The organism is Microbulbifer variabilis (genome assembly GCF_023716485.1).
Lineage (GTDB): Bacteria > Pseudomonadota > Gammaproteobacteria > Pseudomonadales > Cellvibrionaceae > Microbulbifer > Microbulbifer variabilis_B.
On sequence record NZ_CP092418.1, the window covers coordinates 4,039,635 to 4,059,071 of the forward strand.

The window sequence follows — 19,437 nt, forward strand, 5'->3', positions numbered from 1 at the left end:
CCCTTCCCTTCGCAAACTAGTCCTGTATCTAAAGCTGGCAATCAATAGAGTTTCAGACAATTTTCTTGACGAACTTAGTCAGGATAACGATACGCTGCCCCTCGACACGCCCTTCAATGTGTTCTGGGTTATCCGTTAAACTGATACCACGAACTGCAGTACCGCGCTTGGCCACCAAACTGGCCCCTTTTACATCCAAGTCCTTGATAATGGCCACACTATCACCTGCCTGTAGCTGCACGCCGTTGCTGTCGCGGTGAACAAGAATGTCGCCCGCTTGAGGTAGTGCACCGGCTTGGGCCCAGTTAAGAAGATCGTCATCCAGGTAAAGCATGTCTAGTAAATCCTGCGCCCAGGTTTCCGTAGACAGGCGCTTGAGAAGCCGCCAGGCCAAAACTTGCACCGCCGGCTCTTGGCTCCACATGCTGTCAGATAAACACTGCCAATGAGCGCTGTCGAGTTCGGCTGGATTGTTCAGCTGATCGCGGCAGGTCTGGCACAGGAGTAACTGGCCCTCCGTCCCGACAGGGGACTCCGGCAGTTCATAAGCTTCCAAATTATCCTGAGCTTTGCAGAGTTCGCACTGACCACCACTGCGCTGAAGCAGCTGTTCCTGACTGACCGCCATGGATTACCTCAAAAAGTGCGGAGTATACGCCCTCACTCGCTAATTCGTGCAACCCTACCAGAACCTATGAATCAATAAGAAAGTAAAATAAGACTGGGCCCCATCGGAGAATTCTCCTCACAGGGCCCAGAAAATAAGTTAAGCCCCATAATGGGGCTACGGAAACTAGTGGTGAGCCGAAACCGCAGAGGCGAAGTGACCACCCTGCTTACTGGCAATGGCTGAGGTGATATCGCCGAGACTGAGAATGCCGACCATGCGCTTCTCACTATTTAGAACTGGCATTCGCCGTAGCAGCTGCTGTTCCATTTTGTGTACCGCGGAGAGTAGGTCATCCTCTTCCCAGCACCACTCAATGCCCTCAGTCATTACATCACGGGCAGTTAGGGAAGAAAGATTGCCTCCCTGCACAACACCGCGACATACGATATCTCGGTCGGTCACCATACCCACTAATCGATCGTTTTCACCGATGGGAACCGCTCCGATATCCTCGTCCCGCAGGATTTTTGCCAATTCCTGTAGAGAGGTATCTGGTGTACACCAGGTCACACCCTGGTGCATTGCCTGTTTCACTTTCATTGCTTTACCTCAACTAATACTGAAAACATACTTTTAAAGCGACGGAAGCCCGTCGCATGAAAAAATCAGTGCACTTCGATACGCTTTCTCTGTGGCGGATGTCCCTCGTGTCTGGGGACAGTCAGAGTCAGAATGCCATCTTTGAAATTCGCATCAATTTCATCTTCTCGAACATCCTCCCCCAGATTAAAACTACGCAGGAATTTGCCATAACGGCGCTCTTGTCGCAGAATCCGACCATCTTTTTCTTCCTTGATCTCGCGATGTACTTCCGCCTCTAGGGTTAAAACCCCATTCTCCAAAGTGATATTGATATCATTCTTACCAACACCTGGCAGTTCGGCACTGATTTCATATTTATTTTTCCGTTCACTCACGTCGATACGTGGCGAGAAAAATCCCTCCCTTTCACTGCCGATAGCGCGGCCAGGTGACAACATCTGCTCAAACATATTATCCAGATCCAGCAGGGAACCTCTGGGTATCAGACTCATACTTACAACCTCCATCTACCGCTATGTCGCAAGAGGCGCAAGCTAGACCCATGGATCCGGCTTGCGCCTCTCACATCTTGATTTCATTCTAGGTAATCTCACGCCATTCGGTAGGAATATGTGCCTGCAATAACCATCACAAAAGGCATAAAGACAACTGTGAATATTTAGATTTCATCTATTTAGAAAATCTATAACGCTCTACGAAATGAACCGAAAAGCATCGCAGGCAAATCCCACTCTTCTATCCACAATTAACTCTCCAATATTCTGGAAAATGAAAAAAAATCAGATAGTTACCCAATTAAATCCAGACAGATAGTGGATGGCGCTGAAATTAACTAGGATAAGAGAGAGTAAAAGAATGAGGATACGCTCATGGCTTTAGCATGGGTTCTTGTGGCCAACCAATCGCAAGCCAGAATATTTGAAGCACAAAAACGCGCCGGCAACCTCCATGAAATTCAAGCCCTACTCCATCCAGAGTCCCGACTATCAGGACGCGAAATAGATAGCGATGCACCTGGACGCAGCTTCGACAGCTACGGCCAAGGCCGCCATGCGATGGGAAATTTTGCAAATCTACACCGCCGCAGTGGTGAAGATTTTGCCAGGAAAATTGCCCATACACTGGAGCGTGGGCGCCAAGAAGGCCGCTTTGAAAAGTTATATATTGTGGCTGAACCCTATATGGTGGGGAGCTTGCGCGATGCATTGAAAACGCCCACTCGTGCCACCGTTGCCGGAGAGACCGGTAAAAACCTGGTCGACAGCCAGCCAGATGAAATTCGTGCTCAGCTACCCATCTGGCTTTGATTGATTCCTCATTGAGGAAATCTGTTGGGAAGGCGGGGCTGAAAAAACAGCCCCTCAAGCCTTCTTAAGTAGCATTCGCCATAAAAATAGCCTGCGCCTCTTAAGCCCCTTTAGAATCACTCAATAAATTTCCAATCAATTGATCCTTATCCTGCCAAAGTTTATACACCCAATGATTAAATTCAGCACGAAATACCTGGTCATTCATATAATCAGCCGTGAAAAATTTATCTGGTATGCGAATCTGCTCCACCCGAACGACTACGCGCTTCACTTTTCCCGCAAGGAAATCCGCAAATGATGGGATACCATCTGGGTAGACAATGGTTACATTTAACAGGCGGTTAAGTTGCTCCCCCATACTTTGCATGGCAAAAGCAATACCACCAGACTTGGGCTTGAGCAAATAGTTAAAAGGGGAACCCTGCCTATCATGCTTTTCCTGAGTAAAACGCGTACCTTCAAGGAAATTCATAATACTGGTGGGAATTAATTTAAAGCGCTCACAAGCCTTTTTGGTTGATTCCAGATCTTTGCCGCGCATTTCCGGATGCTTCTCCAAATATGCCTTGCTATAACGCTTCATAAATGGAAAATCCAGAGCCCACCAACAGATCCCCATTACAGGAACCTTGATAAGCTCCTGCTTGATAAAAAATTTCAGGAAAGGGATTTTTCGGTTAAAAATTGACTGTAGTACAAAGATATCCACCCAACTCTGGTGATTGGAGGTTACCAAATACCAGCCATCTTTTTTCAGCTCCCCTCCAATTTTCACATCCCACTCTGTCTTTTGCGTAAGTTTCATCCAGCCTTTATTCATGGTAATCCAGGCTTCAGCAATCGACATAAAAATGGACGTGTAGATTTTGCGCAGCGCTGAAAATGGAAAAATCAATCGCACTACAACAAAAAACAAAATGGGAATAAAGCAAAGGATCGTGCTGATGACCAGCAACACCGAAGCCAATATCAACAACACTGCCGAGGGAAGAAAATTTAACATCTTATGCTTCTAAAATAGTGGTAAAAGAGATTCCTAACGGACGCCTGAGAAAACCGTTTTTACATAGTAAACTCTGGCGCCCACATTCTTATTCTTATTCAACAACTCGCAGATTCACCAGCCTAGAGGTTAGCCACCTCAATCATCATCGCCGTATACATTTTTAGATTCAGCCGAAACTGTTCAACGGTAATAAATTCATGTTCCGAATGCCCGGAATAAGCAACTCCAGGCATAGAGGGCCCAAAACTCACAGCATTAGGTAATAGCTTGGCATTGGTGGAACCACCAATCGCGACCGGCTCAGCCTTTTCCATACCGGTGAAATGACGAAAAACTTCTAGCAAAGGTTTTACATGAGGAGCATCGTCTACTCGGTAGGGATTCCCCAAAATCACTTTTGTATCTGCCAATGTGATACCCGAAAGTTCCTGCCACTCGGCCAAGGTAGAGTCAATCTCCTTTTCTAGCTGCGGGGCTGTTTTACCTGTGGGGCGACGCAGGTTGAGGTGGCTGATCAGTCCAGATTCAGTCTCTTTCACCATGGTGACAGCCGCCGTCATTGGACCCATAAATGCATCGCGATAAGCGATACTGCCAAACTTCTCAGCCAGGACCCCTGTGCCCACCAAGTCATTCAGATAGCGCACCGTCGCACCAGCGTCATTGGCGGGCCAATCGTACACACTGAGCGCATCCGCAAGATAGGCGATCGCATTTACCCCATGTTCAGGCTCTGAGCTGTGGGTAGCCACACCGCGAGCCACTACCTCTAAACTGCCATTACCGCTTTTAAACTCATATGAGACAAGCTTGTTCTGAGCGGCGCGAGCGCGGATAGCCGAAACTAGCTCAGCATTAACATTTCCCAACAACGCGCGCGCCTCATCCGGCACCTGGCTACGAAAATAGCCACCTGAGAAACTTTTTATGTAAGGCTTATCGAAGTTCGCTGCCAGTACACCAGCAGTGGTGACCTGCACCTCACTCCAGCCCTTCTCGGCAGTCACTACCGGATAATTAGCGTCGATGGTGATGTTGTAGGCAGGGATTGGATAAGTTTTCAGGAATTCCTTGAGGGGCTCCCAGTCAGACTCTTCCGCCAAATAGATCAGAAGTTCAACCCTGCGCTTCATGGGCACCGCCTGATCCTTAATCGCTTTCATAGCATAAAGGGCCGTAGCGATCGGACCTTTATCATCCTCACTACCACGGGCAATCAGCCTGCCTGGCTCACTTTCCGCATCCAACATAAACGGGCTTTTCTGCCACTTGGCCGGGTTGGCTGGCTGGACATCCCCATGGGTAACAATACCCACTTTCTCAGCCCCCTCACCCAGGGCAATTACCACAACATGGCCGAAATCCTGATACTCCAGCCCCAGCTCCCGAGCCTTATCCTGTAGAGTGTCCTTGAAGCCTGTAAACTCAGGGTTGCGCTCCAAAGGCAGGTCTTCGCGAGCTACCGTTTCAAAGCGTACCAAGCTCGCTAAGGTCTCAGTCATGGCTTCTTCATATTTTTCAACTGCATAGTCAGAAGCCTCCTGTGCCTGAGAAGACACACCAGCGACAACAGGTGCTGACAGGGTTGCAGAGAGAAACAGCGGTAAAAGAGCATTTCGTAACTTCATAAGCACCCCAGGTAAATAAAAGTGCCATTGTACATCTCCAGCCAATGGCATGACCCACCAATTCATCCCAGTCTCTGTGTTAATAATCTCCAGTCACAGTTTCCTGAGCCGAACCTATACCAATACTCCACTGCTAAACTAATATCCTGGCAATGTAATAGGTGTTCCCAGGCCTCCTCAATCAGCACTACTTTAATATTCCTACAATTGAATAAATCTGGCGATAATTCACGGCGCGATTGGATCATAGCCAGCAAATGTGACTTCACTTATCACTTGCCAAGCCTATAAGCCACTTATAGTGGTTTTTCAGGGTTGCTAAAATTTGGGGAGCTTAACGCGAGGCTGGAGCAGCGCATGACCACGTCCAATGGCAAACATTTCCATCGCAAGCAATGGCTGAGTGTCCAGCAGGCCGTCAGCCACTTGAGCGCCCTAGCAGAGGAACCCCTAACCAGCATCCATCTTGCAGATTTAGCCGAGGAAAAGCTCCTCGATCTCTACTGGTATCGTCCGGGGCAGAAACTGACCTTTCTCAATCGCGAGGGGCAGAGGGAATTGATTGAGCCACTGCGCCTGTGCTCAGAGAACCGCAGTGACTGGCGGGCCCTTGTCGGTATCTTGCGACACAGCCCCGCCCTACCCGCTTATGAGCAAGACACCCCTCTACTCGAGGACGCCGAGGGCAATCGCCTGCGAATCACGTTTGACTATCATCAACGCCCTGAGCCCTTCAGTGGCCGCTGGTACCCTAGCCTGGCAGAGCTGGTATTGAAGCGCAGCGACTTGGAGAGGCTAGAGCCACGGCTGTTCTCCAGCCAGGAAACTGAAGACAAACTGGAGCGGCAGTTAATGCTCGACGTGATCTGGCAGCTTGAACAATTAGCCCTGGACCGCGAACATCACTCCACCAGCTGGCTGGCTGAGCAGCTGGCACAGCGATCTACAGCCCTGGACAGAGGGGCCTGCGAGCGGATTCTTCTTGCCGCAGAACGTGAGGGTAATCGGAGCCGCCACCACTAACAGCACAATTATTGCGCTTTCTGTCTCTTTTATTAGTCACCTGAGCTTAATTGATCTCTCTCGCAAAGATTCCCTTCAGCCATTGGTCATAGACAACAAAAACGATACCCTAGCGCCAAGTTATAATCCGCTAACGGGGTGAGTGCGAATGTAGCCTCTCCAGACCTTCTTCAAGCAGAAAGAAAAACCCTGGCGGAATTCGAGGCTAATCAAATCAGCATACTAAAGCCTCATCAATTTACCCGATCAATAAACACACTTGGAGAAAGAGCTTGCAAGCTCGTAACAACCAAAATAACTACGGCTGGGTCGCGATTATGCTGCACTGGCTAATGGCCCCAGCGATCATAGGCCTCTTTGTGCTCGGCTGGTGGATGCGCCAGCTGTCCTATTATGACCCCTGGTATCAGCAGGCCCCCAGCATCCATAAAGGCATAGGTATTTTGCTCTTGATTGCTCTGGTGCTTCGTTTACTGTGGCGTTCAGTGAATATCACCCCCAGGGCTGCCCCAGGAACACCTCGCTGGCAAGCACTCACTGCCAGTGGCATACACAACCTCATCTACCTGCTTCTATTGGCCATTATGCTATCGGGTTACCTGATATCGACCGCCGATGGACGCCCCATTGATGTATTCGGTTGGTTTAGCGTAGCGGCTACTATCCAAGGCATTCCCAATCAGGAAGATATTGCCGGGAGCCTTCACGAAATTCTGGCCTGGACCCTGATCATCCTGGTCAGCCTTCACGCCCTGGCGGCATTGAAGCATCATTTTTTCGACAAGGACGTAACACTTCGCAGGATGCTTGGACTATCTGGCATGCCGACCCGTCCGAATAAGCAAAATACAGTTACAACCACAAAAAAGGAAATCTCCCTATGAAGAAGCTCACCGCCCTTCTTTTCGCTGCCCTGCTCGGCACCACAGCCCAAGCGGCGGAATATAAAATCGATACCAAAGGCGCCCATGCCTTCGTCCAGTTTCGCATTAAACACCTGGGATATAGCTGGCTCTATGGACGCTTTGACGATTTCAACGGTTCATTCTTTTATGATGACAAGGCACCGGAAAAATCTACTGTAAACGTCAATATCGACGTAACCAGCCTTAACAGTAATCACGCCGAGCGCGACAAGCACCTGCGCGGTTCCGACTTCCTCCACACGGAAAAATTCCCCACAGCAACCTTCAAAAGCACCAGCTTTGAACCAACAGAAGACGGAAAGGCACTGCTGAAAGGTGAGCTAACCCTACGTGGGGTAACCAAGCCGCTAACTATCGACGTTACCAATATTGGGGGCGGTAAGGACCCCTGGGGTGGCTACCGTCAGGGCTTCAGTGGCACTGCAGAGTTTGATCTGAAGGATTTCGGTATCGACTACAATCTGGGCCCAGCCTCCCAGAAGGTTGAAATGATTCTGGATATTGAAGGCATCCGTATCTAAACCTATTTAGAAACTCTTATTCCTTTGACAGCCCGATTTACAACAAATCGGGCTCCTATCCCTCAAGCACCCATTTAACACCACTTGGCAGAAACTGCCGCAAAAATGGCATTTTTAAGCGCTAGCAGATCCATTAGATTAGTGCCAAATGGCCTACAGCTCCCTAAAACTAATACTTAAAGAATCTCTCAGCTTTAGCTAAATACTGGAGAAAAGACATCTGACAGCTAGCCCAGATGGCAATAAAGAAACTGCAAGCACTTAAAATTTTAACCAGTTCACAATTAGTAAGCACAAACTATTACGCTACTTTTGACGACAGCAAAGTTTTTCAGTGAAAATAGCAACCATTAGTAGTAGCAGTGATTACAATCATTCCACAGTAGGTATAAAGAACCTCAAACTTATTTACAGCCAGACTCCTAGTGAGCGCCCACTTCTCCCTTAGAGGGGGAAAATAGCCAGACTCTCTTGGCCTTGTAGAGCGAATCTCAAAGAATCTGGACAATAGCACTTGTAGGTTACTTTTATTGCTGCCGAGTGAGCAATCCCATCTGCAGCATTGAACTGCCAACAATTCTGGCAAGCAGCTCTAGCTCAGCACCCGACGCAACCCGGAGAAAAAGGACAAGATAATGGCTTGCTTACAGCATCCAGATAGGGACCAACCCGTATACCTGATGGCACACCACACCATCGGCCGCCGTCAAGGGGCCGTGGATACCCGTATCACCAGTGCCGAAATCTCTGGTATTCACGCGGCCATTCAGTGGACCGGCACGCATTGGAATATTCGCGATCTTAGTCGCAATGGAACCTGGCTAAATGGCCAGCAACTGGTTCCAGCCAAGAGCTACCCATTGCAAACCGGCGACAAGATCTGTTTCGGGCGAGTCAATAACCCCGCTTGGATTGTCGAGAATCTCGACGCCCCAGAAAATTTGTTGATTGACCTGAAGACTGGTGAAGCCCAGCTATTGGAGCAATACCACCTGCTACCGGACGAGAGCGAGCCCCTCGCCAGCTTGCATTTCAGCCCCGTTACCGCCCAATGGCAATACGAGTTTACTGGTAGCACCGGCGAAGGGGGCAGCAAGAGCATGGTCAATCACGGGGATCGTATTGATTGCGGCCTGCAGAGCTGGCAACTGTTTCTCGCCGACAACCAAGGGGCAACCAAAGAACTCTCTTTACAGCAGTTATCCATAACAGATTTCGGCCTGCGCTTCTCTGTCAGCTCCCACGAGGAACATGTACAACTGCAGCTGCAGCGAGAGGGTATGAAGCAGTCCCTGCCCGCACGCATTCACAACTACCTACTGCTGTACCTGGCTCGAGCACGCTTCCGTGATATGCAAAACGACATGGATACAGACTCCCAAGGCTGGGTTTCCATCCAGGTAGCCACTCACGAGCTGGGCATAACCGTCAACCACCTGAACACCCAGATTTTCCGCGCACGCAAGCAGATCTCTGAATCCTTGCCAGATGCCGTAGATACCTCAAACTTAGTAGAGCGACGCTCCTGGGAAATCCGCCTGGGCTGCCACCAGTTTGAAATCTATAAAGGCACTCAATTGGAATCGAAGACCGAGCTGCAGGAAGCGTAAGGTCTTATCGCTATTTCTAGCTCAGCAAAGCCGATCTGTACCTATAGCGATCATCCTATAGGTACAGATCTTATGCCATCCCTTCGTCTGCTGTTATAAACAACAAAGCCTTTCCTGCCACATATGACTTTCCATCAGACTGAACTCACCTCACGGATTCGAGTACTGAAACTCTCACGCCTCTCCTCTTAAAGTAAAGACTTTTTAGACCTTAGGCAGTCTCTTTTTGCAACCGATAGCAATCCAAATGAAATGGAATAACGTGAACCATTTCCTCTGAAATGGAGACAGATAGCTTCACGAAAATGTACTATCGGGTAGAATCCCCTATCCATCCGAAAAGAACTAAATACAATGGACGTAGTTGCGCTGGAGAAAACTGAGGTATATCAAGGTCGCTATAGGGTAGAGCGCACCCTTGGCGCCGGCGGTATGGGTGTTGTTTATCTGGCTGAAGACGTAAAGCTGGGGCGCAAGGTCGCCATCAAGCAGCTGCGCTCTGATATGACCGGCAACTCTGCCGAAGCCCGTTTTCGCAGCGAAGCGCAATTATTAGCCAGACTGAACCACCCTAACATTGTACGTCTGTACGATGTTCTGGAGGAAGATCATAATATCGCTCTGGTTATGGAGCTGGTTGAAGGGGTTACTCTCAAGGAGTGGATACGCGAACGTACCGCCACGCTAGCTGAGAAACTCGATTTACTGATGCAGATCTGCCAAGGGCTGGGTAAAGCCCACTGCCTGGGAATTATCCACCGGGACTTAAAGCCCGAGAATATCCTTGTCACCAATGATGGCGTAGCCAAAATTACTGATTTCGGAATCGCCAAAGCCCTAGACTGCGACCAGCAACTTACTAGGGAAGACCATATCGCTGGCAGTGTACAGGCCATGTCTCCCGAGCAGTTACAGGGTACAACCCTGGATGCCCGCAGCGACCTGTTTAGCTTCGGCAGTATTGCCTATGAACTCTTGTGTGGACGTAAACCCTTTGAGCGTGGCGATAAGAGTGCACTGGCTTTTGCTCAACAAATTACCAGCAAGCCCCATATTCCACCGCAACAGGCCTGGCCAGAGATACCCAAACCACTTGCTGCGCTATTAGATCGACTTTTGGGCAAGCGCCCAGAGCAACGGCCAGAATCCGCAGAAAGGGTTTTTGAGGCACTGGAGCTGGTGAGAAAACATGGAATTGATGCGAATACTCAGCAATATTCTGAAACTGTTACTCAGCTACTAATCAAGCCCCATAAAAAACGTAGGAATATTTCTGTTACGCTGACAGCTTTAATAATAATTATTTTGTCGACAATTTGGGGCTGGCATAAATATCTACAACTGACCCCACAGTATATAGCTGTTCTTCCTATAGAGTTTAATGGTGAAGTTCGTGGTCACAAGGATACGGAAGCACTAATAAAAGCGATGGTTCGACAGGCATTGATGAGCACTCCATCGCAACTTAAATCCAGCGCACTGGTCAGCTTTGAGGCAAAGGGGGAATCTAACTTAGATCAACAACTGCAAAATCTCAAAGATAAGGGAGTAACTGACGCCCTTCGTGCCCGTCTGGCTTGTGTGCAAACCCGCTGCAACATCGAACTTCAAAGAATTGACCCTACTGATACACAGGTAAAAGGACAAACAAGCTTTGTTTTCCTTAGTTCGGCACAACAGGAAGCACATTACACTATTAGTAATAGCATGCTTGAGCTTTTTCCTAACAACTACCGGCTGGGAAAAGTTAGTCAAACCAAGATGGAGCCTCTTGATTACGAGCTATACTTAAATACCCTTACCCATGGAACTGGGTCTATTCCCAAATTACTCTCTCTGGATGACCTAGAGGAGTTAATATTCAAATACCCAAACAATATCAACTTATATACATTATATGCTCGGGAAGCCCTTAACAGATACATCCACACCAACAATAAAAAACACCTTACTAAGGCCCTAAAAATTTTTGCGAATGCGGAAATTGCAGAGTCACATAGGACGGCTATTCTTGAAGCAAAACTTACCATTCTTTCTGTCAGCACAGACAAACAAAGGTTCGAGTCAGTCCTTAAAAAGCTGCAAAATAAAGGGCACCCATCCGCCAACCTTCTTGCAAAATTTGCCCGTTTCCAATACTTACAAGGTAACTATGAGCAGGGACTAAGCTACGCAAAAGAAGCTGCTGAATTAAGCCCTTCACCAAACAACCTATATTTAGTAGCCATCAATAAGATGGCAATCGGCGATTACGACTCAACCAGAAGGGCATTAATAAAATTAATTAAACATTCCCCAAATTATTGGGGAGCTTATGCACTACTTGGCACAATTGAGCTAGAAAAAGGAAACTTAGAGCTCGCCGAAAAGGCAATTAAGTCAATCCCCAAAAACCAAAGAAGCTGGCGTATGAAATCCAACTTAGGAATAGTTTATTTTCTAAAAGGTAATCTCACTCTAGCTCTAAAAACTTATCAAGACGTCTTAGAATCCTCTCCAGATAACATCCACCTAATAATCCAAGTTGCTGAAACTTATTCAGCTCTTTCTGATCACATTAATGCCGAAAACTATTACAGAAAAGCTTTAGAATTAACGAGCAATAGTTCTGCACTTGAAGAAAAACAATTTCGCGCACAAGCTTTGGCAAATCTAGGGATGACTCCCGAAGCAATTGCTCTTATTAAAGAATTGCTCAGAGAGTCTCCAGATGATACCTATGTAAAATATTCTGCTGCGCAAGTATACGCATTAGCAGGTGAATTACAGTCAGCTACCTACCATTTAGAGCAGCTTACAGCTCAAGGAATGGGTACAGTATGGTTTTCTCTACCTGCATTTCAACAGCTCTGCTCCCAACCTCAAACCTCATCCAAGATAGTACTTGCAATTTGCGATTAATTCTCTGCAGGCGGAGCTGGATCAACCCCGGCCTTAGGATCACCTGAAACAAAGTGCATTCCCGTGGCGGGGTCAACACACATCCATAGGAAGTTAAACCGATCAGGAATACGATCTTTATCCCTGATTTTAATTATCAACTTGGTATAGTCTCCATCCACTTCCCTAGCTCGCGCACGGAATTGATGACGAAAATCTGGAGTTAATGCGATAATACCGTCCAACTTATGGTCTTGCTTATAGCGAACAAATTCCAACTCACGACCTGGAACTTCAGATAGATCTAAGGTGATCCTTAAGGTAAGTACACCGCCCTTATGGGTTTTAAAAAGCATATTACCAAAATGCTCTTCTGGATTATCAGCATTAAATAGCGGCCAGTACTGCGGCTCACCATCTTTTTGCTCTCTGGGCCGCAAAACCAGATCCAGCTTCAAGCCCTCTTCAGGTACCTCGCACTCGAGTACGGGTAAATCGGCACAAGTGCTCATCGTTCATCCCCTTGTAAGCATTTGTTATTTGGTGTCATCCTAAGACGTTTTTATTCGTGTAAAATACGTCTGTGACTGCGTCATGATAACCAGTTCAGCTCTGAAAAAAAGCCGGCAGTATAGCCACTGCCGGCCCGGAATGATGGTCCCAACCATCGACGGTTACAACAACACTATCAAGAGCAAAATTTGGCATCCGTGCCTCGGGCAAGCTCATCCACAAGGTCCGACTAAGACTCTGCACCCGTCGGTTCCAGCTTGTCCGCTCAGCTTGCGCTGATTCTTCCCGCTTCTCGCACCTCCGACAGTGCGAGAATACAAAATCCATCCGAAATGTTGTGGGGGCTGCCCATCCGTGGCAGGGAACCGCTTTCACAATCTCCCGTACCCCCTCAACTGGTAGCTACTTTACGAATTCGGGAATTACAGGTCTATCACGGCCAATTACAAGGAATTACACGCCAAGTATTTTATCCTTTCACTTAGGCTGTTAGAGTCATCTAATAACAAAAAGCATCACCTGATGAGGATACGATGGAAGCGAATCTCGAAGATGTAAAAATTCTCTCTCCCCGACGCAACAGCACTGAGGCCACTAATATTGCGGAGCTTGCTCGGGAGCAACTCCAGCATTTTTGTATTGATCGGGAGTCGGAGCACGGGCGTTTACTGGAGCAAACTGCGGCACTGTTATATCAAGCACAGGGCAACTTGAACCAGCTGTGGAGTCAGGTAAGCGAAACTCTGAACCGATTGGATCGGTCCGACAAGATTGCCTACTTCAATGCCAAGCGCTTTATGAGTTTCCAGCTGGCAAAACTATTGGACACCCTTCAAAATCCGTTGCGCGCCAGCTTTCAGAGTCTGCAGGGAGATGATTTCAATATCACCACCCGCGGTGGCTACCCACTGTTCGATAATATCCCGGCGATTTTTTCTGCTACGCCGGTGATTGCACGCACCGCCACTTATATCTATGCCTGTACCGAGTGGGTAGACGACGCCTTCCGCGGCCGTGAACCCAGCCACGATATCTACTCGCGCCTACTCAACCCTACCTCGATCTCCCTGGCCAACGCCATTGTGGATTTGGAGTGCGGACCGGCAGCCAATGAGTATATGGCCTGGAACTTCAATTCCGGTATGGCCGCCATTGACGCACTACTCTCCAATCAGCTGCGCCGCGACGATATTTTAATCGTCTCACGCAATATCTATGGCGGCGTACACCAGCTCTTACAGGATTTTTATGCTCGACCAGACAAACTGGCGATCCAGCTGGTTTGGTTTGACGGCACCAGCGGTAAAGACTTCGAAAAACTACTGGCCGACACACAGCGCGATTACGCCGATGCCCTTCAGCAAGGCTCCAGTCTCCACGTCTATATCGAATCGCCCTGCAACCCCCACGGTATCATGTTGGACGTACCCGCTATCTGTAAGGCTGCACACCAGGAAAATATTCTGATCAGCCTGGATGCCACCCTGGCCACCCCCTTCCTCTACCAACCACTGCGACGCCAAGATCGCGAGGAGCGTCCAGACTTTGTTGTGCACTCCTACACCAAAGACATTGGCGGCACCGGTGCCGCAACCGCTGGCGTGGTGATTGGGGAAAACCACCGTATGTTTATTCCCAAGGGCGACAGTGCCAAGGGGCTGAACTGGGATCAGTGCATGTTCTGGGATGTGTATTACATCAAAGGCGCTTTCCTAGATGCGGATAAAGCCTGGGAGGTGCACTGTGGTATGCGCACTCTGGAAATGCGTATGTTGACCAAGTGTATCAATACCCAGTGCCTCAGCCATTTCTTCGCCAGTCACAGCAAAATTCGTGTGAACAGCCATGCCGTGGAAAGCCATCCGAACGCGAAGCTACGCAAAGCCTTGATGCGCTATCAGCTGCCAACCCCATTATTTAGTATTGATATGGAAGCGGCACAGATTCCCACAGAGGCTTTCAAAAGTTTCTTCGATGCGCTGGAGCCCGCATTTGGACAGATGGTAAGCCTGGGGCAGACCAATACCATGGTACTTTGCCCCGCACTCACTTCTCACTCCGAACTTTCTCCTCAGGCCATGGAGGCGGCGGGTATATTCGCAACCACAATCCGAATATCGGTGGGAGATGAAAATATGGCCCAGCTAGCGGCTCATGTGATCAGCTGTGCGCGCCTACATCTGGACCCGGTCAGCCCTGGGTTTAGTGAGGGCTTTATCTCACCGCAGGAAGCGGATGCTACCTTCACCCGCTTCTATCTGGAATCGCATAAAAAAGTTGTAGAAGCACAACCGAAAATCACCGACTACCTGTAAAAAGCTCAAACGCGGGCGCGCAGCAATTATCCCCTGCCGTGGCCCGCTTGTTGCACTACCCTATATCCCGTAGTATCACCGCTTCTGTCCATAATTTAATCAAACAAAAATGCCGAATTTTTCTGCCCACTTTCTGGCCTGGGTGCTCTTCTGTCTCTCAACTCTGGCGCTGGCACAGGGATATGAGCAGCTTTACAGCGACTATCGCGGTAGCCTTTATCAAATACGCTTAATTGAAAAATCTTCTAATTCGAAAGCCGGGCTCGGCTCAGGATTCCAGATTTCCGCCGATGGTCTACTCGCCACCAATTACCACGTTGTCGCGCAAGCAGTTAGCGATCCGGATAAATATATACTGGAATATCTTTCAACCGATGGCACCAAGGGCACCCTGGAGCTCTTGGATATCGATGTCGTCAACGACTTGGCGCTATTGCGCCAGGACAAGCCAGGCAAAGAATACTTGCAACTCGCCACCGAAACCCCTAAGCAAGGCGAAACCATAGTCTCCCTCGGTAATCCTCTGGATCTAGGGATGACCCTGATCCCTGGCACTTACAACGGTATCGCCGGAGGTAGTTTTTACGATCGTATTCATTTTGCCGGTTCTATTAATCCCGGCATGAGTGGTGGCCCGGCTATTAATACTCGCGGCCAAGTAGTGGGGATCAATGTGGCAACTGCCGGTAACCAGGTAAGCTTCCTGGTTCCGGTGGATAAACTGATCAACTTGTTAAAGCACTTCCATCAACGCAATGTGGCACTGGACCTACAAAAGGTCACCTACCAGCAGCTGCTCGACAATCAACAGCGTATTATCGACTCCATTCTGGAGGCGGACTGGCAGCGCCGCTCCCTCGGCGAGGCCAAGGTTGTTGGGGAAATAGTGCCCGCCATTAAGTGCTGGGGCAACAGTGAGGAAGATAGCGACAATCCTATTAAACGCATCGATAAAGGTTGTACTGGGCAGGATGTGATTTTTCTCTCCGACGACTTTAACACCGGTCGAGTGGAGTACGAGTTTTTCTGGCTCGAATCTGAAGGTCTTCTACCGGCACGCTTTTATGCGGAATACGAGCATCAGATGAGCACTTTTTATCCTGGCAACAGTGCCGGTGAAGATGATGTCACCAACTTCCGCTGCCGCCAGAACTTTACCTCCCAGCCGCGCAATGGCAATGGCCCCGTATCCAAACCAGAGCGCAGTAAAAAACCGCTAATTAGCCGCACCAGTTACTGTGTAAGACGCTATAAAAACTTCCCCGATCTATACGATATCTTTTTCTTGAGCCTCAGCGTGGACCAAAAGAATCGCGCGCTGGTCAGCCACTTTACTCTATCCGGCTTTACCCGGGAGTCTGCCGACGCCTTTGCCGAGAAGTTCACGAGCGAAATCCAATGGCACTGATAATTGAAGAACTCAACCGCGCTCACCGGGTGCAGGTGCGCTACCGAATGGAAGGTGAAAAGTTCACCCTGGGCCGCGCCTATAGCAACGATGCGATCTTGGAAGACATCCACACAGATGGGCGCCATGCAGAAATTCGTCGGGAAGAAGATGGCAGTTATATTCTGCACGATTTGAATACGGTGAATGGCAGCCAGCTACTGGGGAATCTGAAAGACCGATCGGTTAAGCCGGGGGAGATCTCCTCCCATCAGATTACCTCTGGGGATCTAATACAATGTGGTAAGTCGCGCTTACGAATATTTAATTGCGATGACGATGTTGCCGAGGCTACCCCTCTGCATTCGCTGGAAAACCTGTTTGCCAGCCTATCCAACCCTCTGTACGCCACACTCCTGGTACTCGCCGTAGCTCTGTCCACGGTACTGCTCAGCTACCTCGGCTACGCGCGTACTTATCAGTGGACCATCGCCGTCAACATCTTAGTCAGTGCGGTGATCGGCTTGGTGATTTATGCGGGTGCCTGGGCTTTTGTAGGCAGGGTGGTACGCCACGAAACACACTTTTTTGCTCACCTTTCCATCGCCGCTATGGGCGTACTCACTTACGCCGTCTGGGAGTGGTTCGGCAGTATACTGAATTACAACTTCGCCATAGGGGATACCATGGAGGTTCTGGACTTCCTGGTACTCGCTGTCATTTTGCCCACTATGCTCTGGTGCGCTTGTTATCTGGCCACCAACCTAGGGCGCGCCTGGCGCTGGGCGGTAGCACTAGTACTGCCGCTCGGCTTTTTAGGCCTCAGTCTGGTGGAAACGATCAGCTCGATCGATGACTTCCGAGAAACACCGGCGCTCTCCACTGAGCTCAAATACGATAATATGCTGTTGCGTAAACCGGTGCCCATGCAGGAATTTATCACCGGTTCGGCCGCACTATTTGATATTCCTATCAAAAAAGAAGAGCCGGAAAATGAGAGCAAGGAGAGCTCTTCCGCAGAAAACGAGAACGTAGAGGTAGAGCAGTGAATACAGTGTTTTGGAGCCCCGGCCTGGAACAGTTGGAACCTTACACTCCCGGTGAGCAGCCCAGCGGTACAACTCTGATTAAACTGAACACCAACGAGAACCCCTACCCCGCTTCGCCCCGAGCCCTGGCACTATTGGCACAGAAAGATTTTGCCGACGCCCTGCGTCGCTATCCCGACCCAGAGTCCTGTGAGTTGCGCGCAGCCATTGCCACGCGATATGGACTGAATGACAGGCAAGTTTTCGTCGGTAATGGCTCCGATGAGGTTCTAGCGCTGAGTTTTTATAGCTTTTTCCGCCGCAACGAACCCTTACTGTTTCCCGATATCACCTACAGCTTCTACCCGGTGTACTGCCAGCTTTTCGACATAGAGTCCCGCAGTATTCCCCTCTCAGAAGATTTTAGTCTCAATGTGGAGGATTTCTCGGGTACTGCCGCTGGAATTATTATCCCCAATCCCAACGCCCCGACAGGACGCCACTTATCACTCGATAGAATTGAAGCACTACTGCAGCTACAACCAGAGCGAGTGGTGATCATTGATGAAGCCTACATCGATTTTGGGGGGGAAAGCGCCACCCAATTGATCGAGCAATACCCCAATCTGCTGGTCATTCACACCCTGTCTAAGTCTTATGCTCTGGCAGGTCTGCGCCTCGGCTTTGCTATGGGGCAGGAACACCTGATTGAGGGGCTGCTGCGCGCCAAGAACTCATTCAATTCTTATCCTATCGATGCCATCGCACAGGAAGTGGCTACTGCAGCCATCCGCGATAGGGCTTGGCATGAAAACAACTGCAGCAAGGTTGTCGCCACACGCTCTCGCACAGAAGAGGCACTGCTTGAACTGGGGTTTGAAGTTATACCTTCCAAAGCGAATTTCATACTGGCGAAGCCCCCTGCCCCTGGTGCCGAGGCCCTCTACCTGGCACTGCGCGAACTGGGCATTCTGGTGAGATACTTCAATAAGCCCCGCATCAGTGAATACCTGCGTATCTCTATTGGCACAGATCAGGAAATGGACCAACTGATAGGGAACTGTAAAGAGATACTTGCGTCACAGAGCTAGTAAACTGTCAGTCTATACTCGTCGGGTCCGCGCCCAGCGCAACCCGACCACCAGACTTATCGGTAACTAGGGATTTATGTCTCTCTTATTTAATCGCCCCAAACTGTTCGCCAATACCAAGCTCTTCGCCAGCGCTCTGGCTCTAGCCACCGCCATCCTGAGCTATCAGGCCCAGGCCAACCCCTGGGAGGAGAGTGAGAGCCCCAGCGCACAGAACCCAGCCAGCATAGGCACCTATACCAATGGCTGTCTCGCGGGAGGAGAAACCCTGCCTCTACGTGGCGAGGGCTATCAACTGGTGCGCACCGGCCGCGATCGCCACTTCGCCCATCCGGACACCATCGCCTTCCTCAAGGACTTTTCCCGGAGTGTTGCACGGAATAATCTCGGCAGAATTCAGATCGGCGATATGTCCATGGCGCGAGGTGGTCCCTTTGGCAGTGGAGGGCACAGTAGCCATCAGACCGGCCTTGATGTGGATATTTGGTTTTCACAAGACAAGCGCGCCGCAGAGCGGGCACTGACAGAGTGGGAGCGCGATAATATCTCCGCTATCCCTCTGGCGGATACCCGCGAACATCGCTTGGTCAAAGAAAATTGGGACGAACGAGTCCCCAAGATCCTGCGTATGGCCGCAAAGGATCAGCGGGTAGAGCGGATTTTTGTCCATCCCACCATCAAGCGTCACTTATGTGAAATTTCGGGCGTCGACAATGATTGGCTACGCAAAGTACGCCCTTGGTGGGGACACAATTACCATTTTCATGTGCGGCTTGCCTGCCCGGCCGGCAGCAGTGACTGCAAGCCTCAGGCTCCAGTGCGCACCACACCCTGCGGTAATGACCTGGACTGGTGGTTCAGCGAAGAATTCTACGCAATACTGAACGGCACTAAGGCCCAGCCGACAAAACCCAAACCCAAGACGATGCCGCAGCAGTGCCAGCAGGTTTTACTGGCGCCTCCAGCTGGCACCACGATGGAATAAC

17 protein-coding genes are annotated in these 19,437 nt (G+C 49.6%); 11 read left to right on the forward strand and 6 right to left on the reverse strand.

All coding sequences use genetic code 11. The features are described from left to right. Window positions 1-52 precede the first annotated feature (52 nt). The 3 genes from MJO52_RS17905 to MJO52_RS17915 all read right to left on the reverse strand — a co-directional run bounded on the left by MJO52_RS17905 (window position 53) and on the right by MJO52_RS17915 (window position 1,704). Window positions 53-628: a PhnA domain-containing protein gene (locus tag MJO52_RS17905; protein WP_252083318.1), complete on the reverse strand. Its 576-nt coding sequence runs from the start codon at window positions 626-628 to the stop codon at window positions 53-55. A gap of 165 nt (window positions 629-793) precedes the next feature. Continuing rightward, complete coding sequence (locus MJO52_RS17910; protein ID WP_252083319.1) at window positions 794-1,210, reverse strand: CBS domain-containing protein; 417 nt, start codon at window positions 1,208-1,210, stop codon at window positions 794-796. 65 nt (window positions 1,211-1,275) lie between these two features. After that, window positions 1,276-1,704: an Hsp20/alpha crystallin family protein gene (locus tag MJO52_RS17915; protein WP_252083320.1), complete on the reverse strand. Its 429-nt coding sequence runs from the start codon at window positions 1,702-1,704 to the stop codon at window positions 1,276-1,278. A gap of 378 nt (window positions 1,705-2,082) precedes the next feature. Between MJO52_RS17915 and MJO52_RS17920 the strand changes: the two genes are divergently transcribed. Then, window positions 2,083-2,520 (forward strand): host attachment protein, encoded by a 438-nt coding sequence (locus MJO52_RS17920; RefSeq protein WP_252083321.1) that lies wholly within the window; start codon window positions 2,083-2,085, stop codon window positions 2,518-2,520. A 100-nt stretch (window positions 2,521-2,620) separates the two neighbouring features. On the opposite strand, the gene MJO52_RS17925 is transcribed toward MJO52_RS17920, so the two are convergent. After that, window positions 2,621-3,526 carry an acyltransferase gene (locus MJO52_RS17925; RefSeq protein WP_252083322.1) on the reverse strand — a complete coding sequence of 302 codons (906 nt, stop codon included), beginning with the start codon at window positions 3,524-3,526 and terminating at the stop codon, window positions 2,621-2,623. A 122-nt stretch (window positions 3,527-3,648) separates the two neighbouring features. Beyond that, a complete protein-coding gene (locus MJO52_RS17930; RefSeq protein ID WP_252083323.1) occupies window positions 3,649-5,157 on the reverse strand; it encodes a dipeptidase in 1,509 nt (502 codons plus the stop codon). 357 nt (window positions 5,158-5,514) lie between these two features. Here MJO52_RS17930 and MJO52_RS17935 point away from each other — a divergent pair, with 357 nt between their 5' ends. The 5 genes from MJO52_RS17935 to MJO52_RS17955 all read left to right on the forward strand — a co-directional run bounded on the left by MJO52_RS17935 (window position 5,515) and on the right by MJO52_RS17955 (window position 12,138). Beyond that, entirely contained in the window at window positions 5,515-6,180 is a 666-nt protein-coding gene (locus tag MJO52_RS17935) for a hypothetical protein (protein WP_252083324.1), read from the forward strand. 272 nt (window positions 6,181-6,452) lie between these two features. Beyond that, window positions 6,453-7,064 carry a cytochrome b gene (locus MJO52_RS17940; protein WP_252083325.1) on the forward strand — a complete coding sequence of 204 codons (612 nt, stop codon included), beginning with the start codon at window positions 6,453-6,455 and terminating at the stop codon, window positions 7,062-7,064. Beyond that, window positions 7,061-7,627 (forward strand): YceI family protein, encoded by a 567-nt coding sequence (locus MJO52_RS17945; RefSeq protein WP_252083326.1) that lies wholly within the window; start codon window positions 7,061-7,063, stop codon window positions 7,625-7,627. The genes MJO52_RS17940 and MJO52_RS17945 overlap by 4 nt, the downstream gene beginning before the upstream one ends. A gap of 635 nt (window positions 7,628-8,262) precedes the next feature. Continuing rightward, complete coding sequence (locus MJO52_RS17950) at window positions 8,263-9,237, forward strand: FHA domain-containing protein (protein WP_252083327.1); 975 nt, start codon at window positions 8,263-8,265, stop codon at window positions 9,235-9,237. A gap of 354 nt (window positions 9,238-9,591) precedes the next feature. Next, the gene (locus MJO52_RS17955) at window positions 9,592-12,138 is read left to right on the forward strand and encodes a serine/threonine-protein kinase (protein ID WP_252083328.1); all 2,547 of its coding nucleotides are present in this window, start codon (window positions 9,592-9,594) and stop codon (window positions 12,136-12,138) included. Here the strand turns inward: MJO52_RS17955 and MJO52_RS17960 are convergent. After that, entirely contained in the window at window positions 12,135-12,629 is a 495-nt protein-coding gene (locus MJO52_RS17960) for a hypothetical protein (protein ID WP_252083329.1), read from the reverse strand. The genes MJO52_RS17955 and MJO52_RS17960 overlap by 4 nt on opposite strands. A gap of 534 nt (window positions 12,630-13,163) precedes the next feature. On the opposite strand from MJO52_RS17960, the gene MJO52_RS17965 reads away from it, so the two are divergent. From MJO52_RS17965 to mepA, 5 genes are all read left to right on the forward strand, one after another. Beyond that, complete coding sequence (locus MJO52_RS17965; protein ID WP_252083330.1) at window positions 13,164-14,945, forward strand: trans-sulfuration enzyme family protein; 1,782 nt, start codon at window positions 13,164-13,166, stop codon at window positions 14,943-14,945. A 109-nt stretch (window positions 14,946-15,054) separates the two neighbouring features. After that, window positions 15,055-16,353, forward strand: a complete 1,299-nt coding sequence (locus MJO52_RS17970) for a S1C family serine protease (protein WP_252083331.1) — start codon at window positions 15,055-15,057, stop codon at window positions 16,351-16,353. After that, window positions 16,344-17,381 (forward strand): FHA domain-containing protein, encoded by a 1,038-nt coding sequence (locus tag MJO52_RS17975; RefSeq protein WP_252083332.1) that lies wholly within the window; start codon window positions 16,344-16,346, stop codon window positions 17,379-17,381. The genes MJO52_RS17970 and MJO52_RS17975 overlap by 10 nt, the downstream gene beginning before the upstream one ends. Continuing rightward, the gene (gene hisC, locus MJO52_RS17980; RefSeq protein ID WP_252083333.1) at window positions 17,378-18,451 is read left to right on the forward strand and encodes a histidinol-phosphate transaminase; all 1,074 of its coding nucleotides are present in this window, start codon (window positions 17,378-17,380) and stop codon (window positions 18,449-18,451) included. Before MJO52_RS17975 ends, hisC begins: the two co-directional genes overlap by 4 nt. A 76-nt stretch (window positions 18,452-18,527) precedes the next feature. Continuing rightward, window positions 18,528-19,436, forward strand: coding sequence for a penicillin-insensitive murein endopeptidase (mepA, locus tag MJO52_RS17985; protein WP_252083334.1), 909 nt, complete (start codon window positions 18,528-18,530; stop codon window positions 19,434-19,436). The last annotated feature ends 1 nt before the right edge of the window (window position 19,437 follow it).

Coding starts and splice junctions, on each gene's coding strand:
- MJO52_RS17905 (WP_252083318.1), bottom strand. CDS start 628: ATGGCGGTCAGTCAGGAACAGCTGCTTCAGCGCAGTGGTGGTCAGTGC.
- MJO52_RS17910 (WP_252083319.1), bottom strand. CDS start 1,210: ATGAAAGTGAAACAGGCAATGCACCAGGGTGTGACCTGGTGTACACCA.
- MJO52_RS17915 (WP_252083320.1), bottom strand. CDS start 1,704: ATGAGTCTGATACCCAGAGGTTCCCTGCTGGATCTGGATAATATGTTT.
- MJO52_RS17920 (WP_252083321.1), top strand. CDS start 2,083: ATGGCTTTAGCATGGGTTCTTGTGGCCAACCAATCGCAAGCCAGAATA.
- MJO52_RS17925 (WP_252083322.1), bottom strand. CDS start 3,526: ATGTTAAATTTTCTTCCCTCGGCAGTGTTGTTGATATTGGCTTCGGTG.
- MJO52_RS17930 (WP_252083323.1), bottom strand. CDS start 5,157: ATGAAGTTACGAAATGCTCTTTTACCGCTGTTTCTCTCTGCAACCCTG.
- MJO52_RS17935 (WP_252083324.1), top strand. CDS start 5,515: ATGACCACGTCCAATGGCAAACATTTCCATCGCAAGCAATGGCTGAGT.
- MJO52_RS17945 (WP_252083326.1), top strand. CDS start 7,061: ATGAAGAAGCTCACCGCCCTTCTTTTCGCTGCCCTGCTCGGCACCACA.
- MJO52_RS17950 (WP_252083327.1), top strand. CDS start 8,263: ATGGCTTGCTTACAGCATCCAGATAGGGACCAACCCGTATACCTGATG.
- MJO52_RS17955 (WP_252083328.1), top strand. CDS start 9,592: ATGGACGTAGTTGCGCTGGAGAAAACTGAGGTATATCAAGGTCGCTAT.
- MJO52_RS17960 (WP_252083329.1), bottom strand. CDS start 12,629: ATGAGCACTTGTGCCGATTTACCCGTACTCGAGTGCGAGGTACCTGAA.
- MJO52_RS17965 (WP_252083330.1), top strand. CDS start 13,164: ATGGAAGCGAATCTCGAAGATGTAAAAATTCTCTCTCCCCGACGCAAC.
- MJO52_RS17970 (WP_252083331.1), top strand. CDS start 15,055: ATGCCGAATTTTTCTGCCCACTTTCTGGCCTGGGTGCTCTTCTGTCTC.
- MJO52_RS17975 (WP_252083332.1), top strand. CDS start 16,344: ATGGCACTGATAATTGAAGAACTCAACCGCGCTCACCGGGTGCAGGTG.
- mepA (WP_252083334.1), top strand. CDS start 18,528: ATGTCTCTCTTATTTAATCGCCCCAAACTGTTCGCCAATACCAAGCTC.